Origin of the sequence: Streptomyces sp. NBC_01314 (genome assembly GCF_041435215.1) — a bacterium.
In the GTDB taxonomy this organism is placed as follows: domain Bacteria; phylum Actinomycetota; class Actinomycetes; order Streptomycetales; family Streptomycetaceae; genus Streptomyces.
The window spans coordinates 8,917,530-8,944,065 of record NZ_CP108394.1 but is presented as its reverse complement, the minus strand read 5'-3'; the positions used below and the strand labels follow the sequence as shown (position 1 = coordinate 8,944,065).

The window sequence follows — 26,536 nt, the reverse complement described above, 5'->3', positions numbered from 1 at the left end:
CATGCGATGCGTCATTCCGTACGCGCGGGTGGACGAAGGTGGACGAAGATCGCCGCCCCACACGCGCGTGCGGTCAGCTACACGGGGCCTCAGGCGAACTCGGGGGCCGCAGTCGCCGGTCCGCCCAGGGCGTCGCGGCGTTCCGGCATCTCCAGGGTGACCATGCGGCGCCAGCCGAGGGCCCGCTCGTACGCGTACACGGCGTGGATGCCCGCGGCGAGGACGGCCGCCTTGGCCTTCGGCCAGCCGAGGATGCGCCCCATGTGGTCCATCACGGCGAGGCTGACGTCCCGGTAGACGCCGATCTCCGCGAGGGCGCACTCGCGCAGGGTCCGCTGGATGAGAGGGCCGTGTCCGGCGGCCGCGAACCGCAGCAGTTCCTCGTGGGTGTAGGCGAGGTGGTTGTCCTCGTCGTCGGAGATCATCCGAATGGCCTTGCCGATCTCGGGGTGGCCCTCGAAGTGCTTGCGGAGCATCGCCATCTGGTCGGCGGCACGCTGCTCGGTGACCCGGCTGTGGGACAGGTAGACGATGATGTCCCGCACCGAAAGGGCCTCGTCGGCCTTGAGCTTCTCGTGCGCGAGGCCGATGCCGTCGCGCTCCAGGAGCATGGTGTAGTCGGTCTCCGGCGGCACTTCCACGGGTTGGAGGCCACGCTTCTTCATGAGGGCGTTGAAGATCCGCCCGTGCTTGTCCTCGTCCGCGCCGTGACGGGTGATCCTGGGGGCGAGTGCGCGCTCGCTCCGCGGGACGAGCGCGGCGATGCGCGCGTTCTCCCAGCCGCCCTGCGTCTCCCCGCTGGCCGCGATGGAACAGAACAGTCGGAACGACTCGTCGTTGTCGACGATCTCCTGGAACAGTTTCTTGGCCGAAAGCATCGGAGGCACCTCTCTGCAGGGGTCCTGGCAGGGTCCTGCAGAAAACGAGTCAAATGGGGTACCAGGAGCCGGGCAACAGCTGTGTCGGACAAATCCGCCGAACGAAGGATGCCGGGCGGGCGGAGGGGCGTAACCGGTTGGGCCGTGCCGCGTCGCCCCGCCTGGCGGCCGTGGCGGGGAAGGCCTCCGAGCCCCCAACACGGCCGCAGCGCTTCCGGAGGCCGATGCGCGGCCGATTCCCGCCGGATCCCGGCTGTCGTCGGCCGCTGCGCCGTTCGGGCTACGCGAGCCCGGCCAGCTCCATGGCCTCCGAACCGGCCCGCAGCGAGGCGACCCGCTCGTCCAGGGTGAAGCCCGCCGGGGCGAGTGTGAGGGTGGTGACCCCGGCCTCGGCGTAGGCCTTCATCCGGTCGGCGATGCGCTCCACGGAACCGAGCAGCGTCGTCTGGTCGATCAGCTCGTGCGGGATGGCGGCCGCGGCCCCGGCCTTGTCGCCGGCCAGGTACTTGTCCTGGATCTCGGCGGCCTCCTTCTCGTAGCCCATGCGCTGGGCGAGCTGGTTGTAGAAGTTCTGCTTGCGGCTGCCCATGCCGCCGACGTACAGCGCGGTGTACGGGCGGAAGGTGTCGGCGAGCGTCGTCACGTCCTTGTCGTCGCCGACGGCGAGAGGCAGGGTCGGGCAGATGTCGAACCCGTCGAGGGTCTTGCCGGCCTTCTCCCGTCCCGCCCGCAGGTACTTGACGGCGGTGTCCTCCAGGTGCGCGGCCGACGGGAAGATCAGCAGGGCGCCGTCGGCGATCTCGCCGGTCTGCTCCAGGTTCTTCGGGCCGATCGCGGCGATGTACAGCGGGATGTGCTCACGGGTGGGGTGCACGGTCAGCCTCAGCGGCTTGCCGGGGCCGCCGGGCAGCGGCAGCGTCCAGTGCTCGCCGTCGTGCGACAGACGCTCGCGGGTCATCGCCTTGCGGACGATCTCCACATACTCGCGGGTGCGGGCGAGCGGCTTGTCGAACTTGACCCCGTACCAGCCCTCGGAGACCTGCGGTCCGGAGACGCCGAGACCCAGCCGGAAGCGTCCGCCGGAGAGCGAGTCCAGCGTCGCGGCGGTCATCGCGGTCATCGCGGGCTGGCGGGCCGGGATCTGGAAGATGGCCGAGCCCACATCGATACGTTCGGTCTTGGCGGCGACCCAGCTGAGCACGGTGGCGGCGTCCGAGCCGTACGCCTCCGCCGCCCAGCACACCGCGTAGCCCAGCCGGTCGGCCTCCTGGGCCACGGCCAGGTTGTCCGCGTCCATTCCGGCGCCCCAGTAGCCGAGGTTGATCCCGAGCTTCATATAGACCAGCCTTCCCCTTACCCATCAGTAACGTCCCTTGTGCTGCTGACCCTACCGGGGGGACGGGGCCGTAGGGCGAGTGCGGGTGGCGTGTGGCTGGTCGCGGACAACGAACACGCCCCGGGGAAATCGGTTGTCCACAGGCCCCCACGTGGCGAACTCCGGCCAGTAATGTCGCCGTTCATGGAGCAGAGGCATCTCGGCCGTACCGGCCTGCGTGTGTCCCGGATCGGGCTCGGCACCCTGACGTGGGGCCGCGACACGGACGAGCATGACGCCGCGGACATGTTGAAGCTGTTCTGGGAGGCGGGCGGCAGCCTCGTCGACACGGCGGACGTGTACGGGGACGGCGAGGCGGAGTACCTGCTCGGGCAGTTGATGGACGGGCTCGTGCCCCGCCGCGACCTGGTCATCTCCACGAAGGCCGGCAGTGTCCCGGACCCCGACCGCCGTTTCGACGGCTCCCGCGGCCATCTCCTCGCCGCCCTGGACGCCTCCCTCGCCCGCCTCGGCACGGACTACGTCGACGTCTGGCACATCCACGCGTACGACCCCGAAACCCCCCTGGACGAAACGCTCCAGGCCCTCGACCTGGCCGTCAGCAGCGGCCGGGCCCGTTACGCCGGGGTCTCCAACTTCTGCGGCTGGCAGCTCGCGAAGGCGGCCACCTGGCAGCTCGCGGCCCCCGGCATACGCACCCGCCTGGCCAGTACGCAGATGGAGTACTCCCTGCTGCAACGCGGCATCGAACGCGAGGTGCTGCCCGCCGCGCTGGACCTGGGCATCGGCCTGCTCCCGTCCTCGCCGCTGGGCCGCGGGGTGCTGACCGCCAAGTACCGCCACATCACGCCCCCGGACTCGCGGGGCGGCTCGGAGCACATGGCGCCGTTCGTCGCGCCGTACCTCGACGAAGCGGCGACCAGCATCGTGGACGCGGTACAGACCGCCGCGGACGGCCTCGCCGTGACCCCGATCCAGGTGGCCCTCGCCTGGGTCCGCGACCGGCCCGGCGTGGCCGCGCCCATCATCGGCGCGCGCAACGCGCTGCAGCTCACGGGGGCATTGTCAGTGGAGACCCTTAGTCTTCCTGACGAGATCTGCCGGGCTCTCGACGACGTGTCGGCGCCCGTGCACCGCTATCCCGATCACGACTGGAGCACGCTGTGAGCACGGAGCCCGCGACCACGGAGACGGACGAGCCGGGGGGACGGGGCGACGGGACGCCCGCCGACGGCGCCGACACGCCCGGCGGCACGCCCGACGACCGGGAGGCCGCGCTCGCGGCGACGCCGGAGGGCGGGGCCACGGCCGGGGGCGAGGCCGCTGCGGCAGCCGGTGAGCCCGGCGGGCCGGGAAGCGGAGGCGACAGGGACGAAGCCGCCGGGAGCGACACGGAAGCTTCCGCCGGTGCCGTCGTCGGCGACGGTGGTGATTCCGGCGCGGGCGAGGACGAGTCGGCGGCGGACGGCCGGTCGGCGGGGACCGCCGGAGCCGGCGGCGAGGCTGCTCCCGAAACCTCCGAGGCGCAGGCCGAGTTGGCGGCTCAGCGGCTGGAGCGGGAGCGGATCGAGCGACGCAAGGCCGAGAAGGCGCCGATCACGAGCGGGGCCAAGCTCAGCGGGACGGCCGCCGAGCTGATGGCCGCCGTACGGGCCGTGGAGGGCGGCCAGAAGCCCATGGCCGGCGCCTTCGACGAGACCGCTCCGCGTCGGCCCGCGCCGGAGCCGGTGCGGCGACCGGAGCCCATGGCGACCGCGGCCGGTGCGACGGCTCCCTCGGGCGAGACCGTCGAGGCGGTGCGCGCGGTGCTGGCCGAGGGCGGCGCACCCGAGGCGCTGGTGCCGCAGATCGCCGAGGCGCTCGGCGAGGGCGCCGACGCTCGACTGCGCGAGGATCCCTGGCAGTTGCTGCGGGTTCCGGGCGTCCGGCCGGAGCAGGCGGACGGCTTCGCGCGGGCACTGCTCGGCGCGGAGTGCGGCCCGGACGACGAGCGGCGCGGCCGGGCGGTCACCGTGTGGCTGCTGGAGCAGGCGGCCGTCGCCGGGCACACGGCGCTGGAGGTCCCGGCTCTGGCCGCCGCGCTCGCCCAGCGTTCCGTGCCCGACCCCGACGAGGCCGTCCAGAGCACCGTCGCCGAGGGCGAGGCCCTGGTCTTCCAGGACTCGCTCGACGACACCCCGACCGCGACACTGCCCGCGCCCGCGCCCTCGCCCCCGCCCGCCACGGAGGCCGGCGACGCCGAGGACGACGAGACGGAGGAGGAGCGCCCGGTCCGCGTCCTCATCGGCCTGGAGCGTTACGCCCTCGCCGAGGAGAGCCTCGCCGACGGACTCGGCCGTGTCATGAACTCCCTGCCCAAGGAGGACACGACCGACTGGGCCCCGGCCGCCGCGTCGGCACCGCGTTCCGCCGCGGAGCTGATCCGCGCCGTCGCCGGACACGGGCTCGTGCTGCACACCGGCGGCGAGGCGGCCCGAGCGGAACCGGCGGCGCTGGTCACGGCCGCCCGGACGCTCGGACTGCGGGCCTACGCGGCGACGCACAGCGCGGACGGGAGGCGGCGGTTCGCCTCCCGGTCGGACACCGCAGAGGGCGGGGACGCCCCCGTGACGACTCTTGCCGGACTGCTGTCCGGTGCCGAGGGGCCCGGCCGGGATGTGGACGGCGCCCTCGACCTCGACCTGCTCGTGGTGCTGGACGCGCCACAGCTGGACGTCGAGACCGCCGCTCTGCTCGCCGAGTCGCTGCCCGACGGAGCCCGGCTGGTGCTCAGCGGCGACCCGGGGGTGCTGTGGTCCGCCGGGCCGGGCCGGGTCTTCGCGGATCTGCTCGCCGCCCGTGCCTGCCCGCAGGTCGCCTCGCGGACGCCCGACCCCGGGCCCATCGGCGAGCTGGTCTCCGGGATCGGGATCGGGGAGCTGAACCAGGTCGACGCGCCCGGCAAGGAGGTCGTCATCGTCCCGGTACGGGACGCGGGCGAGGCGGTGCACCGGACCGCGCAGCTCGTCGTGGACTCGGTGCCGAGGGCGTTCGGGATCCCCGCCGAGCAGGTGCAGGTGATCACCCCCGGGCATGGTGGCGCGGCCGGCACACGTGCGTTGAACACCGCGCTCAAGGAACGGCTGAACCCCGGTCCGGGCCGCTTCGGCGGGTTCGATCCGGGCGACCGGGTGGCCTACTCGCCCGCCCCGGGCCGTTCGACGCCCGGCCGTGTGGTGAAGGCCGACGCCGAGGGACTGCACCTGGAGTGCGCGGGCACGGCCGTCGTCGTACCGAAGGAGCGGGTCGAGCAGACCGTGCGGCACGGGTGGGCGCTGACCGCGCACCAGGCCGTGGGACACCGGTGGCCGGCCGCGGTCGTGGTACTGCCGGGGGACGCGGCGCAGGCGCTGAGCCGGCCCTGGGTCTACACGGCCTTCGGGCGCGCCGAGCAGCATCTGTCCGTGGTGCACGGTGTGGAACAGGCCCTGCCGCGGGCTGTCGCCGAGGTTCCGGCGAAGCCTCGCACCACACGGCTGCCGGCGCTGCTGAGGGCCCAGATGCCGTCGGCTGATTGACAGGCCGCAGGGGGCTGGGCGCGGGGGCGTGCGACGCGGCCCGGTGCTTGCGGGGCGCGGCCAGGACAACGGCAGTGCGCCCCTGGGGCGGCTCCCAGGGGCGCGGGGAACCCCGCGAGCAACCACGAACAACCCCGCGGCCGCCGGAGCGGCGGCCGCCCCGAGCCACTGGGCGGCCTGAGCTGCTGGGCGCCCTCAGCCGCTGGGCGCCCTGAGATCGGCTACCGGTCCGCGTCCGATGGTTCCGGCTCCTCGTCCTCGAGCGTGAGGTCGTCGTCGAGGTCGTCGTCCTCCGCGTCGTCGTCGAAGACCGCGCTGACGTCGAAGCGGCAGACGACCCGCTGCGGATCGACCCCTTCGAAGGGTGCCTCCAGCCACTCACCCGGCTCGGCGGTGTCGTCCGCGGCGGTCACCCAGAGCGTGGAGTCCCCCTCCTCCAGACCGAACTCCTTGTGCCGGGAGGCGATCTCGTCCGGCTCGAACTCCCCGAACAGCAGACCCAGCGCACCGTGCACCGTGCCCGCCGCCCCGTCGGAGCCGACCGGCTCCTCCGCGGCCTCCACCCGCTGGGCCTGTGCCAGCAGTCGCTGCGGCTCGGCCACCGTGTAGTCCCGGCGGATCAGCACGCTGAGCGCGTTGGGTTCCTCGGGGCCGGTGTACGGCGGCATGTCCTCGGTGCCGCCCGGGATCTCGAAGGGAGTGACCTCGTCGTAGCGGTCGTAGAGCAGTTCGTCGTACTCCTCGGCGGCCGCGGCCAGCTCGTTGAACGCCTCGTAGACGGCCGGGTCGTCCTCCCCCGACCGGCGTTCGACCGCCGCCAGGTGGCGGTCGAGCGCGGTCTTGACCGCCTCGGCGGCGGCGCGTACCTCGGCAGCGGTGGGCTGCGCAGCATCAGACATAGGGCAGACGCTATCCGTACCGGGCCCCAGCCCGCACAATAGATACCGATGCCGGAATACGAATTTGTCGACGTGTACGTACCGCGCGGAGTTTCCCGCAAGGACGCCACACGTCTGCTGACGGACCATGCCGAGTACGGACACTGGGAGTTGGACCGACTGAGCCTGCTGCGGGATGGCAGCCGAAGGGTGCGGTTGCGCCGACGGATCATCCGCCAGGTACGCGCCACCTGGTGAGTGGGCGGCGTGAAACGGAGCGGGCCCCGCTGGTGCGGGGCCCGCTCCGTTCGTGCGTGCCGGGTCCGGCTACAGAGCGGCGGCCCGTGCCTTGCGGTAGATCAGGGCGCCCCCGATCAGTGCGCCCGCGCCCACCGGGAGCATGAGCCCCAGCGGCAGGTCACCGCCGGTCTGGGCGAGCTGCGCGGCGTCGTCGGGCTGGGTGACGGTCTGCGTGCCCGGGGTGTTGGTGTCACCGCCGGGGACCTCACCACCGGGTTTGCCCGGCTCGCCCGGCTGTCCGGGCTTGTTCGGTACCTGCGGGGACGTCTCCTCGGAGTCGCCCGGCGGGTTCTGGTGGCCACCACCCGGATTCTCGTGCGCCCCTCCGCCGCCCGAGTTCCCGCAGTCGTTACCCGTGACCCCGTTGCCGATACCGATCACGCCGATGTTGTTGCCGCACAGATTGACCGGCACATCGACCGGAACCTGCACGGTGTTGCCGGAGGCCACACCCGGCGAGCCGCTGGTGTGACCGTCCGCGTGGGAGCCACCGTGCGACGAACCGTGACCGCCTTCGCCGTAGCCGCCGCCCCCGCCGTTGTGGCAGTCGTTGTCGGTGGCCGGGTTGCCGATACCGATCACGTCGACGCTGTTGCCGCACACGTTGACCGGCACATGCACCGGAACCTGCACGGTGTTGCCGGAGGCCACACCCGGCGAGCCACTGGTGTGACCGTCCGCGCGGGAGCCACCGTGCGACGAACCGTGACCGCCTTCGCCGTAACCGCCGTCGCCGTAACCGCCGCCGCCATGGCCGTCGGGTGCGTGCTTGCCGCCTCCGCCGTTGGAACACTTGTTGCCCGCCGCCGGGTTGAGCAGTCCGACCACGTTCACCGTGTTGCCGCAGACGTTGACCTCGGCCTCCACCGGCGCCTGCACGGTGTTGCCGGAGAGCACGCCGGGCGAGTTGGTGGCGGAGCCCTGCGCACCGGAGTCGGCGTGCGCGTAACCTCCCGCCGCGGCGATGACGCCGGACGCGGCCGCCATCGTCATGAGGCCTTTGCGGGTGACCTGTCGCATTGCTGAATTACCTGCCTTAGCCCATGTTCTGATCTTTTACACCTTGCCGGGATACCGGTCGGCCCCGGAGTGCATGGCGCGCACTCCGGGGCCGACGGTTATTCAGACCCTCACCGAGTGAGGCGCAACGTCACTTGTTGATGCAGGTGTTGCCGAAGGCAGGGTTCAGCAGCCCGATCACCGAGACCGTGTTGCCGCACACGTTCACGGGGACGTGAACCGGCACCTGGACGACGTTTCCGGACGCGACACCCGGGGAACCGATGGCGGCACCGTGGGCCCCGGCGTCGGCGACAGCCAGACCCGCGCCCGCGAGAACCAGACCACCGGTGACAGTCGCGACGGCGACGACCTTCTTGAGCATTATTCCTCCTTGTTGGCAAAGCGACCCCGAGTAGCGAGTCACACCACCTGTAACGAGGAAGGAGTAATGGAGCTACGAGCTTATGGTCCGATTCACTCGACCCGGTCGATCTTCGTACAAGCTGCCGAATATTGAAGTCTCGTTTCAGCACCCCATTCCGGACAGAACAAAGCCGGTTCAGGACCGGTCAGGGACCAGAAAGGTCCCGTCGCGGAACATCAGGACGCGTCGATGAAACGGTCGAGCACGCGCACGCCGAACTTCAAACCCTCCACCGGCACCCTTTCGTCGACACCGTGGAACATGCCCGCGAAGTCCAGCTCCGGCGGCAGCTTGAGCGGCGCGAAGCCGAAGCCCCGGATGCCCAGGTCGTCGAAGGACTTGGCGTCCGTACCGCCGGAGAGCATGTACGGGACCGCCTTCGCGGCCGGGTCCTCGGCGAGCAGCGCCGACTGCATGGCGTCGACGATCGCCCCGTCGAAGGAGGTCTCCAGCGCCTTGTCGGAGTGCACGTCCTCGCGCCGCACCTTCGGGCCGAGGATCTTGTCGAGGTCGGCGAGGAACTCCTCCTCGAACCCGGGCAGGAACCGCCCGTCGACATGCGCGGTGGCCTCGCCCGGGATGACGTTGACCTTGTAGCCGGCGCCGAGCTGTGTCGGGTTGGCGGTGTTCCGCAGGGTCGCGCCGATGAGCTTGGCGATACCGCCGAGCCTGGCGAGGGTCCCCTCCATGTCCTCCGGGTCGAGCTCGGTGCCGAGCGCGTCGCCGAGTTCGTCGAGGAAGGCCCGGGTGGTCTTGGTGACCCGCACCGGGAACTGGTGGCGGCCCAGGCGTGCGACGGCCTCCGACAGCTCGGTGATGGCGTTGTCCCGGTGGATCATCGACCCGTGCCCGGCCGTTCCGGCCACGGTCAGCTTCATCCAGTGCATGCCCTTCTCGGCCGTCTGGATCAGATAGAGCCGCCGCTGCTCGCTCACGGTGAACGAGAACCCGCCGACCTCGCTGATCGCCTCGGTGACGCCCTCGAAGAGATCTGCGTGATTCTTGACGAGGTGCTTCGCCCCGTACGTGCCGCCGGCCTCCTCGTCCGCGAGGAAAGCGAGCACGATGTCGCGCGGGGGCTTGCGGCCGCTGCGCATCCGGTCGCGGACGACCGCCAGCGTCATCGCGTCCATGTCCTTCATGTCGACCGCGCCCCGGCCCCACACACAGCCGTCCGCGACCTCACCGGAGAACGGGTGGTGGGTCCAGTCCACCGCGTTGGCCGGCACGACGTCGGTGTGGCCGTGGATGAGGAGCGCGGGCCGCGACCGGTCCTCGCCCTCGATGCGGGCCACCGTCGAGGCGCGGCCCGGGTGCGACTCGAAGATCTTCGGCTCCAGCCCCACCTCGGCCAGCTTCTCGGCGACGTACTCGGCGGCCTTGCGCTCCCCCGGTCCCGAGTGGTCGCCGAAGTTGCTGGTGTCGATCCGGATCAGCTCGCGGCAGAGGTCCACGACCTCGTCCTCACCGGTCACGCGCCTGCCCGTGTCCGTCTCGCTCACGCTGGTTCCTCCCGCTGTCGCTGCTGGTGGTTCCCCCTCATCCTCCTCCTGCCCCACCGCTCGCCCCAAGACCGGGACCGGCCCGTCACAGGCCGTTCACGCCCCGGCCGCCCCCGTGACGGGGTGATCGGGGGCCCTGGAAGACCTGGTAATGTTTCCTTCGTCGCCGCAGGGGAAACCCGCGCGACAGACACCTTGTCCGGGTGGCGGAATGGCAGACGCGCTAGCTTGAGGTGCTAGTGCCCTTTATCGGGCGTGGGGGTTCAAGTCCCCCCTCGGACACATAGTGGCGAAGGCCGCGACCATCAGGTCGCGGCCTTCGCGCGTTAGACTGACGAAATGTGGGCGACGTCTCTCCCCACCAGGAAAACCCCAGGTCACAGCCCGGCCCCGCACCCTTCCGGGTCGCCTGGTGGTCGCCCCCTCTTGGCCGACACGACAGGCCGTAGTCACCCGAGCACTAGAGTATTGGGCTTGTTCGGTACCGATACGGAAATATCCCCAGGCAGACCTGCGGGCCCATCGGTGCCCCCGGATGGTCCGGGTTCGAGAGGCGAGGATCCGATGGCCGCCGTGTACGAGAGTCCTGACCTGACGCTGCTCGACGGAGAGCTGGCGGAGGGAGCCGGGGGGTTCGGCGGGGCGGCGCGATTCTCGGCCGGTCCGGCGGCGTCCCCGCGCACGCTCGTCGATGTCTTCGAGGCGTCCGTGCGGTCGTACCCGGACGAGCCCGCGCTGGACGACGGGAAGCGGCGGCTGACCTATCGCGCGCTGGCGGTCGAGGTGGAGAACCTGCGGCGGCGGCTGGGGGCTGCGGGGGTCGGGCTCGGGGACCGGGTCGGCGTGCGGGTGCCGTCGGGCACGAACGAGCTGTATGTCGCCGTCCTCGCGGTGCTCGCCGCCGGGGCCGCCTATGTGCCCGTCGACGCCGAGGACCCCGATGAGCGGGCCGAGCTGGTGTTCGGGGAGGCGGAGGTGCGGGCGGTCGTCGGGGCCGGACACCGACTGACCGTGAACGGCGCGTCCGACTTCCCCGCCGCGCGTCCCGGGGTCGAGCACGACGCGTGGATCATCTTCACCTCCGGGTCGACCGGGAAGCCCAAGGGTGTGGCCGTGAGCCACCGCAGCGCGGCCGCGTTCGTGGACGCCGAGGCGGAGCTGTTCCTGACGGAGGAGCCGATCGGGCCCGGGGACCGGGTGATGGCCGGCCTCTCGGTGGCCTTCGACGCGTCCTGCGAGGAGATGTGGCTGGCCTGGCGGTACGGGGCCTGTCTGGTGCCGGTACCGCGCTCGCAGGTCAGGAGCGGCGCCGATCTGGGGCCCTGGCTGGTCGAGCAGGAGATCACGGTCGTGTCGACCGTGCCGACGCTGGCCGCGCTCTGGGAGTCCGAGACCCTGAGCGACGTACGGCTGCTGATCTTCGGCGGTGAGGCCTGTCCGCCGGAGCTGGCGCAGCGGCTGGTGACGGAGGGCCGCGAGGTCTGGAACACGTACGGGCCGACCGAGGCCACCGTCGTCGCCTGCGCCTCGCTGATGTCCGGCGAGGAGCCGATCCGGATCGGGCTGCCGCTCGACGGGTGGGAGCTGGCCGTCGTCGACGAGGCCGGGGAGCCCGTGGCGATGGGTGACAGCGGGCAGCTCGTGATCGGTGGCGTGGGGCTCGCGCGGTATCTCGACGCCGAGAAGGACGCGGAGAAGTACGCGCCGTTGGAGTCGCTGGGCTGGGAGCGCGCCTATCGCAGCGGTGACCTGGTGAAGGCCGAGCCCGAGGGGCTGGTCTTTCTCGGGCGGGCCGACGAGCAGATCAAGCTCGGCGGGCGGCGGATCGAGCTGGGCGAGGTCGACGCCGCGCTGCAGGGGCTGCCCGGGGTCGCGGGCGCCGCGGCCGCCGTACGGACCGCGCGGAGCGGGAACCAGCTGCTCGTGGGCTATGTGGTCACCCAGGACGGGTGGGACCGGGCGGCGGCCGTCGAGAGGTTGCGGGCGGAGCTGCCGGCCGCGTTGGTGCCGCTGCTGGCGCCGGTGGTGGAGCTGCCGACGCGGACGTCGGGGAAGGTCGACCGCAACGCCCTGCCGTGGCCGTTGGCGGAGCTGGAGGCCGCCGGGCCGACCGAGGAGCTGTACGGGACCGAGGCGTGGCTCGCCGAGCAGTGGGCCGCGGTGCTGGGCATCCCGGTCGGCGGCGCGGGCGACGACTTCTTCGCGATCGGCGGCGGCAGCCTGGCCGCCGCGCAGCTGACGACCCGGCTGCGGACCCGGTATCCGAGAGTCGCGGTGGTGGACGTCTACCAGCGGCCCACGCTCAGGAAGCTGGCCCGGTATCTGGAGGCGTCCGGCGAGGGGGACGGGCCCCGCCGGGCGGTGGAACCCGTGCCCGTGCGGGCGCGCCTCGTCCAGCTGCTGCTGCTCGTGCCGCTGTTCACACTGCTCGGCCTGCGGTGGATCGTCCCGTTGGCCGCGCTCGGGAACCTTCTCGGACCCTACGCCTGGCTGCCGACGGCGCCCTGGTGGGCCGTGGCGGCCGGGGCGGCGCTGTTCTACACCCCGCCGGGCCGGCTGGCGATCGCGGCGGGCGGGGCGCGGCTGCTGCTGCGCGGGGTCGAGCCGGGGCGGTACGCGCGCGGCGGGAGCGTGCACCTGCGGCTGTGGGCGGCCGAGCGGCTGGCCGAGTTCAGCGGGGCGACCTCGCTGACCGGGGTGTGGCTGGAGCGGTACGCACGGGCGCTGGGCGCCAGGATCGGGGCCGATGTCGACCTGCACTCGCTGCCGCCGGTGACCGGGATGCTCAAGCTCGGGCGGGGTGCGGCCGTGGAGTCCGAGGTGGACCTCTCCGGGTACTGGCTGGACGGGGACCGGCTGGAGGTCGGGCCCGTCAAGGTGGGCGCCGACGCGGTCGTCGGGACGCGGAGCATGCTGCTGCCGGGGGCCAGGGTCGGCAAGCGGGCCGAGGTGGCGCCCGGGTCGGCCGTGGTCGGTCAGGTTCCCACCGGGCAGCGCTGGGCCGGGGCGCCGGCGGTCAAGCTGGGCAAGGCGAAGCGGAACTGGCCCAAGGAGCGGCCGCGGCGGGGCCTGTTCTGGCGGGTGTCGTACGGCGTGACGGGGGTCGGGCTGACCGCGCTGCCGCTGCTCGCCGGGGTCGCCGCGCTGGCCGTGCTGAGCCTGTTCGCGGCCCCGGACGCCGGGCTCGGTGAGGCCCTGCGGGGTGCGGCGCCGGGGCTGGTGCCGGCCACGCTCGCGTTCGGGGCGGCGTACGCGCTGCTGCTCCTCCTCGCCGTACGGCTGCTGAGTCTGGGGCTGCGGGAGGGCACGCATCCGACGCACAGCCGGGTCGGGTGGCAGGCGTGGACGGTCACGCAGTTGATGGACCGGTCTCGGCAGACGCTGTTCCCGCTGTACGCCGGGCTGGTGACGCCGGTGTGGCTGCGGCTGCTCGGGATGCGGATCGGGCGGGGCGCCGAGGTGTCGACCGTGCTCGCGCTGCCGAGTCTGACGACGGTCGGCGACGGGGCGTTCCTCGCGGACGACACGCTGACCGCGCCGTACGTGCTGGGTGGTGGCTGGCTGCGGATCGGGCGGGCGGAGATCGGGCGGCGGGCGTTCCTCGGGAACTCCGGGATGACCGCGCCGGGCCGGTCCGTGCCGGAAGGCGGCCTGGTGGGTGTGTTGTCCGCGACGCCGAAGAAGGCCAAGAAGGGCAGCTCGTACCTGGGACTGCCGCCGGTGAGGCTGCCCCGGTCGGCCGCGGACGGGGACCAGAGCCTGACGTACGAGCCGCCCGCGCGGCTGCTGTGGGCGCGGGCCCTGGTGGAGCTGTGCCGGATCGTGCCGGTGTTCTGCTCGGCGGGCCTCGCGCTGCTGACGGTGGCGGCGCTGAGCGTGCTGGGCGGCTGGGCCTGGCTGCTGGGCGGGGTCGTGCTGCTCGGGGTGGGTGTGCTGGCGTGTGCGGTGTCCGTCGTCGCGAAGTGGCTGCTCGTGGGGCGGCACCGGAGTGGTGAGCATCCGCTGTGGAGCGGTTTCGTGTGGCGCAACGAGCTGGCGGACACCTTCGTGGAGGTGCTGGCCGTGCCGTGGCTGGCCGGGTCGGTGCCGGGTACGCCGGTGCTGAACGTGTGGCTGCGCGGGCTCGGGGCGAACATCGGCAGAGGGGTGTGGGTCGAGAGTTACTGGCTGCCCGAGACCGACCTCGTCACGCTCGGCGACGGGGCGACGGTGAACCGGGGATGCGTGCTCCAGACCCACCTCTTCCACGACCGGATCTTGCGGACGGATACTGTTGAGCTCCGTGAGGGCGCCACCCTGGGCCCGGGCGGAATCGTCCTGCCCGGCAGCGTGGTCGGGGCCCGCACCACACTGGGTCCGGCGTCGCTGGTCATGGCCTCGGAGTCCGTTCCCGACGACACCCGGTGGCTGGGCAACCCGATCGAAGCATGGCGCCGCTGAGTGCGGCTCGTGCGGCGTCGGGTGATTCGGGGGACGATGGACGTCGTACGAGAGCGGAGCGGGGAGCAGAAGCGGCAGTGGCGGTTCAGCAGTCAGTGGGTCCGGACCCGTACTTCCCGGCGAACGGTGATTCCCGTTACCGGGTGCATCGGTACGAGCTGGCTGTGGACTACCGACCAGGGCCGAACCGGCTGTCGGGCACCGCGCGGCTCAACGCCATAGCGGGCCGGGCCGCGCTCGCCGAGTTCCAGCTCAACCTCGCCGACTTCAAGATCGGCCGGGTACGGGTCGACGGCCGGGCGCCGCACTACTCGCACCGGGGCGGCAGGCTGCGTATCCGGCCCGCGAAGCCGATCCGGCCCGGGGCCGCGTTCACGGTCGAGGTCCACTGGTCGGGCAATCCCAAGCCGGTGAACAGCCCCTGGGGCGGGCTCGGTTGGGAGGAGCTGACCGACGGGGCGCTGGTGGCGAGCCAGCCGGTCGGGGCGCCGTCCTGGTATCCGTGCAACGACCGGCCCGCCGACAAGGCCTCGTACCAGATCTCGGTCACGACGCCGTCCTCGTACCAGGTGGTGGCGGGCGGGCGGCTGCTCACCCGTACGGCGAAGGCGTCCACGACGACGTGGGTGTACGAGCAGTCGGCGCCGACGTCGAGCTATCTGGTCGGGCTGGCGATCGGCAAGTACCAGACGGTGCTGCTGGGCGACCCGAGGCCGGGCGGGGTGCCGCAGCACGGGCACATCCCGGCCGACCTGCTCACCGAGTTCTCGCGGGACTTCGCGCGGCAGCCGGCCATGATGGAGCTGTTCGAGGAGCTCTTCGGGCCGTATCCGTTCGGGGAGTACGCGGTGGTGGTGACCGAGGAGGAGCTCGATGTCCCGGTCGAGGCACAGGGGTTGTCGCTGTTCGGCGCCAACCATGTGGACGGGGCGCGGGGTTCGGAGCGGCTGGTCGCGCACGAGCTGGCGCACCAGTGGTTCGGCAACAGTGTGTCCATCGCCGACTGGCGGCACATCTGGCTGAACGAGGGGTTCGCCAAGTACGCCGAGTGGCTGTGGTCGGAGCGCTCCGGCGGGCGTACGGCGCACCAACTGGCCGCCGGCGCGCACCAGAAGCTCTCCGCACTCCCCCAGGACCTGCGGCTGGCCGACCCGGGCCGGAAGCTGATGTTCGACGACCGGCTCTACGAGCGCGGCGGTCTCACCGTCCACGCGGTCCGCTGCGCGCTCGGCGACGAGGCGTTCTTCCGGATGCTGCGCGGCTGGGCGACCGTCCATCGCGGCGGCGCCGTCACGACGGCCGGTTTCACCGCCCACGCCGGGCGCTACGCGGACGGGCCGCTGGACGCCCTGTTCAGGGCGTGGCTGCGGGAGCCCGCTGTGCCACCGCTGCCCTCGCCGAAGGGCCCTGTGGTCCCGGCGCGACCACCGTACCCACCGACGAACTCGGGCTCGGCGTAGGGCACGGCCCGCGGGGCGTGCACAATGGCGGGCATGTCGTCGCGCCGCAGCAGTTCCAGGGCCAGGTCGAAGAGTGCCTCGCGGGTCTCTCCGCCGGCTCCCGGTAGCTGTCCCTGCGGGCTGCCCCGGACCTACGAGGAGTGCTGCGGACGCTACCTCCCCGTCGGCGCCGCCGCCGCGCCGACCGCCGAGGCGCTGATGCGGTCGCGCTACAGCGCTTTCGTCGTGCGCGACGAGGCGTACCTGCTGCGCAGCTGGCATCCCCGGACGCGGCCCGCCACCGTCGACTTCGACACGACCATGCGCTGGACCGGCCTCGAAATCCTCGACACCCACGACGGTTCGGCCTTCCACAGCACCGGCACGGTCACCTTCCGCGCCTCGTTCCGGGGCGGCTCGATGCACGAGCGGAGCCGGTTCGAGCGGGTCGACGGGGCCTGGGTCTATGTGGACGGGGAGTTCCTGGACTAGGGCCTGTCGGTCAACCGGCGGCCGGGGAGTGGCCGTTGGGCGCCAGGATGTCGAGTTCCTGGAGGGCGCCCGTGGTGATCTCCCTGGTGAGTTCTTCGGCTCTGGGGGCGTCGTGCTCCCGGATGGCTGCGGCCACCTGGACGTGCAGGGTGACGGCGACCGGGTCGGGGTCGTCGAACATGACGGCGTGGTGGGTGCGGCCGGCGAGTACTTCCTCGACGACGTCGCCGAGGCGGGCGAACATCTCGTTGCCGGAGGCGGTGAGGATCAGGCGGTGGAAGGCGACGTCGTGGTGGAGGTATCCGTCCAGCTTGTGGCCACGTGAGTGGGCGACCATGCCGATGGCGCACGCGGTGATCGCGGCGCACTGCTCGGCCGTGGCGTAGCGCGCGGCGAGGCCCGCGGCGATCGGTTCGACGGCACTGCGGAGAACGGTCAGCGAGCGCAGCTGGCGGGGACGGTCCGCGCCGGCCAGGCGCCAGCGGATGACCTGGGGGTCGTAGACGTTCCACTCGACGGACGGGCGGACGGTCACACCGACCCGGCGGCGTGACTCCACCAGGTGCATGGACTCCAGTACCCGGACCGCCTCGCGCATCACCGAGCGGGACACCTCGAAGGTCTGGGCGAGTTCGTCCGTGCGCAGCACGCTTCCCGCCGGGTACTCGCCCGCGGTGATCGCCGGTCCGAGGGATTCCAGTACTCGGCCGTGCAGCCCCCGGCCCGGTGTGCTCATGGGGATCAGGGTACGAGGAGGGAAGGGCGAAGAAAAAGTCAGACTTATTTGGGTCGAGGGCTTGAATTAGTCGTACCTAATGGGTTTCAGTGTCGTCGACGTCGGGTGACGTCCCAGGTGTCGACGAAGACAGCGAGGTAGTGATGCGTACCCCTCATGTCGTCGTGGTGATGGGCGTGGCAGGAACCGGGAAGACCACGATCGGTCCCCTGCTCGCGGCCCGGCTCGGCGTTCCGTACGCCGAGGGCGACGACTTCCACCCCGAGGCCAACATCGCCAAGATGTCGGCCGGGACACCGCTGGACGACGCGGACCGGGAGCCATGGCTGGACGCCATCGGCGCGTGGGCCCACGGCCGGGACGGGCTCGGCGGGGTGGTCAGCTGTTCCGCGTTGAAGCGCGCGTACCGGGACCGGCTGCGGGCCGCGGCGCCCGGAGTCGTCTTCGTGCACCTCGCCGGTGACCGTGCGCTCATCGAGGGCCGGATGTCCCACCGGCAGGGCCACTTCATGCCCACGGCGCTGCTCGACTCGCAGTTCGCCACGTTGCAGCCGCTGGAGGCGGACGAGGCGGGCGTCACGGTCGACGTGTCGGGCGCGCCCGAGGAGATCGCCGAGCGGGCGGTCGCCGCGCTGCGGGGACGCGACCCGGCGACGTCGTAGGCCCTGTCTTCCTGGGCGTCCCTTCTTCGTCCTCTTTCTGCATCCCCTTCAACTTCCCCCACCCCAAGGATTCTTCACCGTGACCAGACTCAACGTCGAGCTGCTGGCAGCGGACCCCGTCGAGCCGATCACCTCGGCGGGACACGCGCAGCTGGGCATCGCCGTACTGGCGGGCATCGCCGTCATCGTCGTGCTCATCACCAGGTTCAAGGTGCACGCCTTCCTGGCGCTGACCATCGGCTCGCTCGCGCTCGGCGCGTTCGCCGGGGCGCCGCTGGACAAGGCGATCCTGAGCTTCACCACCGGGCTCGGGTCGACCGTGGCCGGGGTGGGCGTACTCATCGCGCTGGGCGCGATCCTCGGCAAGCTGCTGGCGGACTCCGGGGGCGCCGACCAGATCGTCGACACGATCCTCGCGAAGGCCGGCGGGCGGGCCATGCCGTGGGCGATGGTGCTGATCGCCTCCGTGATCGGGCTGCCGCTGTTCTTCGAGGTCGGGATCGTGCTGCTCATCCCGGTCGTGCTGATGGTCGCCAAGCGCGGCAACTACTCGCTGATGCGTATCGGCATTCCGGCCCTCGCCGGTCTGTCCGTGATGCACGGGCTGATCCCGCCGCACCCCGGCCCGCTGGTCGCGATCGACGCGGTGCAGGCCAACCTGGGCGTCACGCTGGCGCTGGGGCTGCTCGTGGCGATACCGACCGTGATCATCGCCGGGCCGCTGTTCTCGAAGTACGCGGCGCGCTGGGTGGACGTGCCCGTCCCCGAGCGCATGATTCCCGCGCGTGCCTCGGAGGAGCTGGAGAAGCGGCCCGGGTTCGGCGCGACCATCGCGACCATGCTGCTGCCGGTGGTGCTGATGCTGGCCAAGGCGCTGGTGGACATCATCGTGGACGATCCCGAGCAGATGGTGCAGCGGGTCTTCGACGTGGCGGGCTCGCCGCTGATCGCGCTGCTCGCGTCGGTGATCGTGGGCATGTTCACGCTGGGGCGGGCGGCCGGGTTCACCAAGGAGCGGCTGGGGTCGACCGTCGAGAAGTCCCTCGCGCCCATCGCGGGCATCCTGCTGATCGTCGGCGCCGGCGGCGGCTTCAAGCAGACGCTCATCGACTCCGGGGTCGGCCGGATGATCCTGGAGATCTCCGAGGACTGGTCGATCCCCGCGCTCGTCCTGGCCTGGCTGATCGCGGTGGCGATCCGGCTGGCGACCGGTTCGGCGACGGTCGCCACGATCTCGGCGGCAGGGCTGGTGGCCCCCCTCGCCGCGGACATGTCGACCACCCACACGGCCCTGCTGGTCCTCGCGATCGGCGCGGGCTCGCTCTTCTTCAGCCACGTCAACGACGCCGGGTTCTGGATGGTGAAGGAGTACTTCGGGATGACCGTCGGCCAGACCATCAAGACCTGGTCGGTGATGGAGACGATCATCTCGGTGGTGGCGGGGGCGCTCGTGATGCTGTTGTCACTGGTGATCTAGGGCGTACGGGTGTCCCTGGTGATCCGGGGAGTACGGGACCGGGGACTCCCGGCCGTGGCCGGTGCTAAGGCCGCCACAGCGGGTGTTCCCGGTCCGCCCACTCCCTGCTCACCGAGCCCGTCCGCAGGCCCCGGCGGGCCTCCGGGTCGCCCAGGGCCATGCCGATGTGGCCCGCCAGGACGATGCCGATCGTCAGGGCCAGCCAGTCGTGGACGAAGGTCGCGCTGGTGCGCCACATCAGCGGGGTGAGGTGGGTGAACCACATCATCAGGCCCGTGGCGAGCATGACGAGGGTGGCGCCGGCGATCCAGGCGGCGTAGAGCTTCTGGCCGGCGTTGAACTTGGCGGCGGGGCGTGCGCCCGGGACGCGGCGGCGGGCGGCGCGGAGCCAGACGCGGTCGTGCGGGCCCCAGCGGTTCAGCCGGCCGAGGTCCGCACGGAACGCGCGGGAGGCCAGGCCCGCCAGGACCGGGAGGGGCAGGAGCAGGCCCGTCCACTTGTGGACCGTGACCACCAGGGCCCGGCGGCCGACCAGTTCGGCGAGGGCGGGGACGTAGAGACAGGCCGCCGTCACCACGCAGATGCCCATCAGGGCGGCCGTCGTGCGGTGGATCCAGCGTTCGGCGGCCGTGAAGCGCCGGACGCGTGTCTCCGCCCGAACGGGTGCCACCTCAAGTCGTCGGTTCATCGTCCCGCCCGTTCGATCGGCCGACCCACGCGTCGATGTCGTAGCCCCGCTCCTCCCAGTAGCCGGGCTCCACCTTCTCCGTGACCTCGATGCCGGAGAGCCACTTGGCCGACTTGTAGAAGTACATGGGGGCGACATAGAGACGTACCGGGCCGCCGTGGTTGTGGCTGATGTCCTTGTCCTGCATACGCAGGGCCACCAGGACGTCGGCGCGGCGGGCCTGTTCCAGGGTGAGGCTCTCGGTGTACGCCCCGTCGAAGCAGGTGAAGCGGATCGCGCCCGCCGAGGAGCGCACGCCGGCCGCGTCCAGCAGCGCGGAGAGCCGTACGCCCTCGAACGGGGTGTCCGGCACGCGCCAGCCCGTGACGCACTGGACGTCCTCGACCATCCGGGTCTGCGGGAGGGCCCGCAGGTCGGCGAGGGTGTACGAGGCGGGCTTGTCGACCAGGCCGCCGACGGTCAGACGGTAGTTCCTCGCGGTCCTGCGGGGGACGGACGACGTCACGGAGTAGTAGCGGAAGCCGCCGCCGTTGGGGAGCAGGCCGGTCAGGCCGGTGGGGTCCTTCTGGGCCGCCTCGCCGAGGAACGCCTCCATGCCGCGCTGGAGAACGGGCGCGGAGACGACGCCGAGGGCACCGAGTCCGAGGGTGCCGAGAAGGACACGGCGGCCGATGGGTCTGCCCCGCTCGGATTCCTGACCGGCGTGGCCTTCCTGCTCTTCGGGGTGCTCCGTCGGCGCTTGCCGCGCTTCGGGATGTTCAGGGTTCACCCATCGATTCGACCATCCGCCGCCCCGGTCGGGCCAGTGGCGGCGGATATTCGTCAGGATTCGGTAAGCCTTCGCGGCCCCGGATCAGCCCGTCGCCTTCGCCGCCGCGCGGCCCGCCGTGCGGCCGGAGAACAGGCAGCCGCCGAGGAAGGTGCCCTCCAGGGAGCGGTAGCCGTGGACTCCGCCGCCGCCGAAGCCGGCGGCCTCGCCCGCCGCGTACACGCCCTCCAGCGGGTCGCCGCCCTCGGTGAGGACGCGGGAGGAGAGGTCGGTCTCCAGGCCGCCGAGGGTCTTGCGGGTCAGGATGTTCAGGCGGACGGCGATCAGCGGACCCGCCTTCGGGTCGAGGATGCGGTGCGGGGTGGCGGTGCGGATGAGCTTGTCGCCGAGGTAGTTGCGGGCCCCCCGGACCGCCATGATCTGCAGGTCCTTGGTGAAGGGGTTGGCGACCTCGCGGTCCCGGGAGACGATCTCGCGGCGCAGCTCGGCCTCGTCGATCAGCGGTTCCTTCGTGAGCGCGTTCATGCCGCGGACCAGGGAGCCGAGGTCCTTCTCGACGACGAAGTCGACGCCGTGGTCCATGAAGGCCTTCACCGGGCCGGGGACGTCCGCGCGGGCCCGGATGAAGACGTCCTTGATGGACTTGCCGGTCAGGTCGGGGTTCTGCTCGGAGCCGGAGAGCGCGAACTCCTTGCCGATGATCTTCTGGTCGAGGACGAACCACGTGTAGTCGTAGCCGGTCTTCATGATGTGTTCGAGCGTGCCGAGGGTGTCGAAGCCGGGGAACAGCGGGACCGGGAGCCGCTTGCCGCGGGCGTCCAGCCAGAGCGAGGACGGGCCGGGGAGGACTCGGATGCCGTGGTTCTCCCAGATGGGGTTCCAGTTCTGGATGCCCTCGGTGTAGTGCCACATGCGGTCGCGGTTGATGAGGTTGGCGCCCGCCTCCTCGGCGATGCCGAGCATCCGGCCGTCGACGTGCGCGGGCACGCCGGAGATCATCTTCTCCGGGGGGTTGCCGAGGCGCTCCGGCCAGTTGGCGCGGACGAGGTCGTGGTTGCCGCCGATGCCGCCGGAGGTGACGATCACGGCCTGGGCCTTCAGTTCGAAGGCGCCGGTGACGTCGCGGCTGCTGGCCTGGCCGCGCTCGATGGTCGACGGCTCCAGGATCTCGCCGGTGACGGTGTCGACGGCGCCCGCGCTGCGTGACAGGCCGGTCACCCGGTGCCGGAACTTCAGCTGGACCAGTCCCCGGGCCACGCCCTCCCGCACCCGCCGCTCGAAGGGCTCGACGAGGCCGGGGCCGGTGCCCCAGGTGATGTGGAAGCGGGGGACGGAGTTGCCGTGACCGTTGGCGTCGTAGCCACCGCGCTCGGCCCAGCCGACCACCGGGAAGAACCGGACACCCTGCTGGTGGAGCCAGGACCGCTTCTCACCGGCCGCGAAGTCGACGTACGCCTCGGCCCACTTGCGCGGCCAGCGGTCCTCCTCGCGGTCGAAGGCGGCCGTGCCCATCCAGTCCTGGAGGGCGAGCGCGTGGCTGTCCTTGATGCGCAGGCGGCGCTGCTCGGGCGAGTCGACGAAGAAGAGTCCGCCGAACGACCAGTGCGCCTGGCCGCCGATCGACTGCTCCGGCTCCTGGTCGAGGAGGATCACCTTGCGGCCCGCGTCGACGAGCTCCGCGGTCGCCGCGAGCCCTGCGAGGCCCGCCCCGATCACGATCACATCTGCGTCGTACGACATTGGAGGACGTCCTCTCGGGGGAACGGGTCAGGCAAGCGGGGGCAGGCCGAAGCAGGCCAGGCACGGCCCCACGCTTTGTTACCGGCCGGTCAGCAGGTTTGGACCAGATCCTTCGGCAGAAGGAGTGACCTAGTCAACTGCCGAGATGTGTCTCCTCTTACGGACAGCCTCCGGCGGGGCGGCTACAGTCGTCCGAATACGTATCGGGTCACCCGTCGAGGCACAAATCGCCTCCCTGGCGGGGTACCGAGCGGGACGTCCGGTGGGACGGTCACCGCGGCCCGTCCGACGACCCGAGGTATTCCGCGTGTCGGTTCTCGTTCTTCTTCTCGCCGTGGGCGCCGCCTGCTGTCTGGGCTTCGGCTTCGTTCTCCAGCAGCAGGCGGCCGCCCACGCCCCGCTGGGCGACTTCCTCTCGCCCCGGCTGCTGCTCGACCTGATCCGGGTGCCGCGCTGGCTCGGCGGCATCGGGCTGATGGTGTGCGGCATGGCTCTGGGCGCGATCGCGCTCAGCCAGGGTGAGATCACCCTCGTGGAGCCGCTCCTCGCCACGAACCTGCTCTTCGCGCTCGCCCTGTCCCGCCGGCAGACCCGTCAGCCGCTGGGCCGCCAGGGCTGGGCGGGGCTGGTGCTGCTCGCGGGCGGCGTCACCGCGTTCATCGTCGCCGGGCGGCCGGAGGGCGGGGCGGCGGTCGGCGGCCCCTTCCGGCAGTGGCTGATCATCGGCGTCATGCTGGGGCTCGCGCTGCTGCTCACGGCGTACGCGAAGCGGTCGCGGCTCAGTGCGGCCCCGGTGCTGCTCGCGGTCGCGGCCGGGCTCCTCTACGGCATCCAGGACGCGCTCACCCGGATCAGCGGGCAGCTGTTCGCCGGAGCCGGCTGGGGCGGGCTCTTCACCTCGTGGCAGCCGTACGGGGTCGTGCTGCTCGGCGTGACCGGGCTCGTGCTCGTACAGAGCGCCTTCGAGGCGGCGCCGCTGCGGATGTCCCTGCCGGCGCTCACCGCCGCGCAGCCGCTGGCGGGAATCGCGTGCGGAGTGGGGTTCCTGGGGGATCGACTCCGGATGGACGCGGGGGCGCTGGCGTGGGAGGCGGCCGGGTTGACGGGGATCGTTGTCGGGGTGGTGCTGCTCGGGATGCATCCGGCGATGCCGTGCGGCTCCGCCGGGGGTTCGCGGGAGAGCTCGGGAGTGCGGGTCGCGTAGCGAGTGCGGCTGAGTGGGGCTTCTCGCGCAGTTCCCCGCGCCCCTGAGAAGCAGGGGCTGCGCCCCGTGCTTCTCCCATCCGCAGCCGACCCGCACCCTCGCTCCACCCGCCCCCTGCTTGGATGGGGACATGAGTGCCGCCGACGAGATCCTCGACATCGTGGACGAGAGCGACCAGGTCATCGGGCAGGCCCCACGGGGGGAGGTGTATGCGCGGGGGATGCGTCATCGGGCCGTGTTCGTGCTGGTCAAGGATGCCGAAGGGCGGGTGTTCGTGCATCGCCGGACGGGCACGAAACTGATCTTTCCGTCGCTGTACGACATGTTCGTGGGCGGAGTCGTCGGGGCGGGCGAGTCCTACGACGACGCGGCGCTCCGCGAGGCCGAGGAGGAGCTGGGTGTCTCCGGGCTGCCCCGGCCGGACCCGCTGTTCAAGTTCTTGTACGACGACGGGGCCGGGCGGACCTGGTGGTCGGCGGTGTACGAGGTCCGCTGCGCGCTGCCGGTGGACCCGCAGACGGAGGAGGTCGCCTGGCACGGGTTCCTCGCGGAGGCCGAGGTGGAGCGGCGGCTGGGCGAGTGGGAGTGGGTGCCGGACGGGGTGGCGGCGTACGAGCGGCTGAGGGCGCGCGGGGCCGCGGGGTGAAGCGCGGGGAGGCGGACCTGCGCTCCGAGGCCGACCGGTAATGTCCTGCGAGTGATCGAATTTATACAGAACGTCCGGCTCTGGTTCGCCCCGGGTGAGATCCGGGAGGAAGGCCGGACCCCGGACTACCGGTTCTCCCTGGCCAACGAGCGGACCTTCCTGGCCTGGCTGCGCACCTCGCTCGCCCTCATCGGCGGCGGCTTCGCGGTGGACCAGTTCCTGCCGGACCTGCGCTGGGGCTGGCGCGTCGGGCTGGCGCTCGCCCTGCTGGCCGCCGGGGTGCTGTGCGCGTTGCGCGCGGTCAACCACTGGGTGCGCTGCGAGCGGGCGATGCGGCGCGGGGAGGATCTGCCGGTGTCCCGCTTCCCGGCGTTGCTCGGCCTCGTCGTCGCCGTGGTCGCCGTCGGCATGGTCGCTGTCGTGCTGCTCGGGTGGGAGGGGTGAGCCCGCCGTCCGCTCCCCCCGGGTCTTCCGACCGCGACCCGGGCCTCCAGCCCGAGCGCACCCGGCTCGCCTGGCGGCGTACGACCCTCGCGGGCGCCGTGATCACCGTGCTCGCCGCGAAGTCCGCGCTGCACGGTGGGCCGTCCGCGGCCGGAGTGGTGGCCGCGGCCCTGTGCGTGGTGCTGTGGCTGGGCTTCCTGGCGCTCGCCCATCGTCGCATCGACACCCTGACGGCCTCCCGCCCGCCCGTACTGGTGCCCAGGACGGCCGCGGCGGCCGTCCTGTGCGTGATCGCCCTCGCGGTGTGTGGCGCGGCCCTGGTGTCCTGACATCTGACCCTGCGGCCACCGCACCACCGGACGGCCGGACCCGGCGGAGGGCGACGATGGCGACGAGGAGCGATCGAGCGAACCGAAGCGGGGGGCAGGTTCTGGTGCGTGCGGGGAGTTTCAAAAAGGTCGAAGTGGGACTTCTGTGACTAGCCTGGATATGTCACCCCCGTACCACCGAAGGTGAGCGCGATGACCACCCTGCACCAGGAACACCCCGTCCACGACCACGCCCACAGCCCCACCTGCGGGCACACCGCCGTGTCGCACGGTGACCACACCGACTACGCGCACGACGGGCATCTGCACCGCGAGCACTCCGGCCACTGGGACGAATGCGAGCCGAGCGGGCACACCACGCACGACGGGCACGCCCATGAGCACGGGGAGGACTGCGGGCACCAGGCGGTCTCGCACGGGGACCACGTGGACTATGAGCACGACGGACACCGGCACGCCGCCCACGACGGGCACTGGGACGACCACTGACGGCGGCGACGGCCGACGGCTGGTGCCGGCACCAGCGGTAGCGCCATCACCCGCGCCGTTTCCGTGCACCCCGGATTCCACCGGATCATCGCCGACTGGCAGGCTCGGACCACCAGTTGGCGACGATCCGGGGGATGAAGGGGTCACTATGACCGCGGAAGAGCCGTACACCGTCGAACTCGCGAGCGACGTGTACGCGTATGTACAGCCGGACGGCGGATGGTGTCTGAACAACTCCGGTTTCGTGAGTGACGGCACCACCACCTTGCTCGTGGACACGGCGGCGACGGAGCGCAGGACCCGCGCCCTGGGCGCCGCGCTCGACGCGACCGGCGTCCCGAAGCCCCGCCTCCTGGTCAACACCCACCACCACGGGGACCACACCTACGGCAACGGCTTCTTCACGCCGTCCGCCACCCTCGTCTCACACTCGGCCTGCCGCCGCGAGGCCCTCGCCAGCGGGCTCCACCTCCACCTGCTGTGGCCGCAGACCGACTTCGGCGATGTCGACATCCAGGGCGCGGACCTGACGTACGACGACCGCGTGACGCTCCACGTCGGCGACATCGAGGCCCAGGTCATCCACCCGGGTGTCTCGCACACGGTCGGCGACTCCGTCGTGTGGCTGCCGCACCGGCGGGTGCTGTTCGCGGGGGACCTGGTCTTCGAGGGCGGGACGCCGTTCTTCCTGATGGGCTCGCTGAGCGGTTCACTGCGGGCGCTGGCGCTGCTGCGCGAGCTGGGCGCCGAGACCGTCGTACCGGGGCACGGGCCGGTCACCGACCCGTCCGCGTTCGACAAGGCCGAGCGGTACATGCGCTTCGTGGGCGAGGTGGCCGAGAAGTCGCACGCGGCGGGCCTGACGCCACTGGAGGCGGCCCGGAGCACGGATCTCGGCGAGTACGCGGCGCTGCCGGAGAGCGAGCGGCTGGTGGCGAACCTGCGCCGGGCGTACGCCGAGCTGGACGGGGAGCCGGAGGGCGAGGGCGTCGACCCGTTCGCCGGGTTCATCGACATGGCGACCGTCAACGGCGGGGAGATGATGACCTGCCACGCGTGACGGACCGTCCCGGGACCCGAGCCGTACCCCGGCGGGGTACGGCC

24 protein-coding genes and 1 tRNA gene are annotated in these 26,536 nt (G+C 71.8%); 15 read left to right on the top strand and 10 right to left on the bottom strand.

The window, feature by feature from the left end:
- Positions 1–89: 89 nt before the first annotated feature.
- Positions 90–878, bottom strand: a complete 789-nt coding sequence (locus OG622_RS39370) for a ferritin-like domain-containing protein (RefSeq protein ID WP_371581398.1) — start codon at positions 876–878, stop codon at positions 90–92.
- A gap of 280 nt (positions 879–1,158) precedes the next feature.
- Positions 1,159–2,214: an LLM class F420-dependent oxidoreductase gene (locus OG622_RS39365; protein WP_371581397.1), complete on the bottom strand. Its 1,056-nt coding sequence runs from the start codon at positions 2,212–2,214 to the stop codon at positions 1,159–1,161.
- A 183-nt stretch (positions 2,215–2,397) separates the two neighbouring features.
- Between OG622_RS39365 and OG622_RS39360 the strand changes: the two genes are divergently transcribed.
- Together OG622_RS39360 and OG622_RS39355 are read left to right on the top strand one after the other, a co-directional pair.
- Entirely contained in the window at positions 2,398–3,381 is a 984-nt protein-coding gene (locus OG622_RS39360) for an aldo/keto reductase (protein ID WP_371581396.1), read from the top strand.
- A complete protein-coding gene (locus tag OG622_RS39355) occupies positions 3,378–5,771 on the top strand; it encodes a helix-hairpin-helix domain-containing protein (protein ID WP_371581395.1) in 2,394 nt (797 codons plus the stop codon). The genes OG622_RS39360 and OG622_RS39355 overlap by 4 nt, the downstream gene beginning before the upstream one ends.
- A gap of 221 nt (positions 5,772–5,992) precedes the next feature.
- Here OG622_RS39355 and OG622_RS39350 read toward each other — a convergent pair whose 3' ends face one another.
- Positions 5,993–6,670 (bottom strand): hypothetical protein, encoded by a 678-nt coding sequence (locus OG622_RS39350; protein WP_371581394.1) that lies wholly within the window; start codon positions 6,668–6,670, stop codon positions 5,993–5,995.
- A gap of 48 nt (positions 6,671–6,718) precedes the next feature.
- Here OG622_RS39350 and OG622_RS39345 point away from each other — a divergent pair, with 48 nt between their 5' ends.
- Positions 6,719–6,907 carry a DUF5703 family protein gene (locus OG622_RS39345; RefSeq protein WP_005485166.1) on the top strand — a complete coding sequence of 63 codons (189 nt, stop codon included), beginning with the start codon at positions 6,719–6,721 and terminating at the stop codon, positions 6,905–6,907.
- Between the two features lie 69 nt (positions 6,908–6,976).
- On the opposite strand, the gene OG622_RS39340 is transcribed toward OG622_RS39345, so the two are convergent.
- From OG622_RS39340 to OG622_RS39330, 3 genes are all read right to left on the bottom strand, one after another.
- A complete protein-coding gene (locus OG622_RS39340; RefSeq protein WP_371581393.1) occupies positions 6,977–7,969 on the bottom strand; it encodes a chaplin in 993 nt (330 codons plus the stop codon).
- 130 nt (positions 7,970–8,099) lie between these two features.
- Positions 8,100–8,333, bottom strand: a complete 234-nt coding sequence (gene chpH / locus OG622_RS39335; protein WP_371581392.1) for a chaplin ChpH — start codon at positions 8,331–8,333, stop codon at positions 8,100–8,102.
- A gap of 218 nt (positions 8,334–8,551) precedes the next feature.
- On the bottom strand, positions 8,552–9,877 hold the full coding sequence (locus tag OG622_RS39330) for a M20/M25/M40 family metallo-hydrolase (RefSeq protein ID WP_371581391.1): 1,326 nt from the start codon (positions 9,875–9,877) through the stop codon (positions 8,552–8,554).
- Positions 9,878–10,074: 197 nt separating this feature from the next.
- Here OG622_RS39330 and OG622_RS39325 point away from each other — a divergent pair.
- The 4 genes from OG622_RS39325 (at position 10,075) to OG622_RS39310 (ending at position 16,248) form a co-directional block, all read left to right on the top strand.
- Positions 10,075–10,159: transfer RNA gene (locus tag OG622_RS39325), tRNA-Leu, on the top strand.
- A gap of 282 nt (positions 10,160–10,441) precedes the next feature.
- Positions 10,442–14,317, top strand: a complete 3,876-nt coding sequence (locus OG622_RS39320) for a Pls/PosA family non-ribosomal peptide synthetase (protein WP_371581390.1) — start codon at positions 10,442–10,444, stop codon at positions 14,315–14,317.
- A 77-nt stretch (positions 14,318–14,394) separates the two neighbouring features.
- A complete protein-coding gene (locus OG622_RS39315) occupies positions 14,395–15,777 on the top strand; it encodes a M1 family metallopeptidase (protein WP_371581389.1) in 1,383 nt (460 codons plus the stop codon).
- Positions 15,778–15,801: 24 nt separating this feature from the next.
- Complete coding sequence (locus OG622_RS39310; protein WP_371581388.1) at positions 15,802–16,248, top strand: YchJ family protein; 447 nt, start codon at positions 15,802–15,804, stop codon at positions 16,246–16,248.
- 10 nt (positions 16,249–16,258) lie between these two features.
- Here the strand turns inward: OG622_RS39310 and OG622_RS39305 are convergent, their stop codons facing one another.
- Positions 16,259–16,984: a FadR/GntR family transcriptional regulator gene (locus tag OG622_RS39305; RefSeq protein WP_371581387.1), complete on the bottom strand. Its 726-nt coding sequence runs from the start codon at positions 16,982–16,984 to the stop codon at positions 16,259–16,261.
- A gap of 143 nt (positions 16,985–17,127) precedes the next feature.
- Between OG622_RS39305 and OG622_RS39300 the strand changes: the two genes are divergently transcribed.
- A complete protein-coding gene (locus OG622_RS39300; RefSeq protein WP_371581386.1) occupies positions 17,128–17,646 on the top strand; it encodes a gluconokinase in 519 nt (172 codons plus the stop codon).
- Between the two features lie 79 nt (positions 17,647–17,725).
- Entirely contained in the window at positions 17,726–19,123 is a 1,398-nt protein-coding gene (locus OG622_RS39295; RefSeq protein ID WP_371581385.1) for a GntP family permease, read from the top strand.
- Between the two features lie 64 nt (positions 19,124–19,187).
- Here the strand turns inward: OG622_RS39295 and OG622_RS39290 are convergent, their stop codons facing one another.
- The 3 genes from OG622_RS39290 to OG622_RS39280 all read right to left on the bottom strand — a co-directional run bounded on the left by OG622_RS39290 (position 19,188) and on the right by OG622_RS39280 (position 22,320).
- The gene (locus OG622_RS39290; protein ID WP_371581384.1) at positions 19,188–19,811 is read right to left on the bottom strand and encodes a cytochrome b/b6 domain-containing protein; all 624 of its coding nucleotides are present in this window, start codon (positions 19,809–19,811) and stop codon (positions 19,188–19,190) included.
- Complete coding sequence (locus tag OG622_RS39285) at positions 19,795–20,580, bottom strand: molybdopterin-dependent oxidoreductase (protein ID WP_371581383.1); 786 nt, start codon at positions 20,578–20,580, stop codon at positions 19,795–19,797. The genes OG622_RS39290 and OG622_RS39285 overlap by 17 nt, the downstream gene beginning before the upstream one ends.
- An 84-nt stretch (positions 20,581–20,664) precedes the next feature.
- Positions 20,665–22,320 carry an FAD-binding dehydrogenase gene (locus tag OG622_RS39280; protein WP_371581382.1) on the bottom strand — a complete coding sequence of 552 codons (1,656 nt, stop codon included), beginning with the start codon at positions 22,318–22,320 and terminating at the stop codon, positions 20,665–20,667.
- 307 nt (positions 22,321–22,627) lie between these two features.
- On the opposite strand from OG622_RS39280, the gene OG622_RS39275 reads away from it, so the two are divergent.
- The 6 genes from OG622_RS39275 to OG622_RS39250 all read left to right on the top strand — a co-directional run bounded on the left by OG622_RS39275 (position 22,628) and on the right by OG622_RS39250 (position 26,492).
- Positions 22,628–23,524, top strand: coding sequence for a DMT family transporter (locus OG622_RS39275; RefSeq protein ID WP_371581381.1), 897 nt, complete (start codon positions 22,628–22,630; stop codon positions 23,522–23,524).
- Positions 23,525–23,654: 130 nt separating this feature from the next.
- Entirely contained in the window at positions 23,655–24,170 is a 516-nt protein-coding gene (locus tag OG622_RS39270) for an NUDIX hydrolase (RefSeq protein ID WP_371581380.1), read from the top strand.
- Between the two features lie 51 nt (positions 24,171–24,221).
- Complete coding sequence (locus OG622_RS39265) at positions 24,222–24,614, top strand: YidH family protein (protein ID WP_371581379.1); 393 nt, start codon at positions 24,222–24,224, stop codon at positions 24,612–24,614.
- Positions 24,611–24,943, top strand: a complete 333-nt coding sequence (locus OG622_RS39260; protein WP_371581378.1) for a DUF202 domain-containing protein — start codon at positions 24,611–24,613, stop codon at positions 24,941–24,943. The genes OG622_RS39265 and OG622_RS39260 overlap by 4 nt, the downstream gene beginning before the upstream one ends.
- Before the next feature lie 192 nt (positions 24,944–25,135).
- On the top strand, positions 25,136–25,432 hold the full coding sequence (locus tag OG622_RS39255) for a hypothetical protein (protein ID WP_371581377.1): 297 nt from the start codon (positions 25,136–25,138) through the stop codon (positions 25,430–25,432).
- Positions 25,433–25,580: 148 nt separating this feature from the next.
- Positions 25,581–26,492 (top strand): MBL fold metallo-hydrolase, encoded by a 912-nt coding sequence (locus OG622_RS39250; RefSeq protein ID WP_371581376.1) that lies wholly within the window; start codon positions 25,581–25,583, stop codon positions 26,490–26,492.
- Positions 26,493–26,536: the final 44 nt, after the last annotated feature.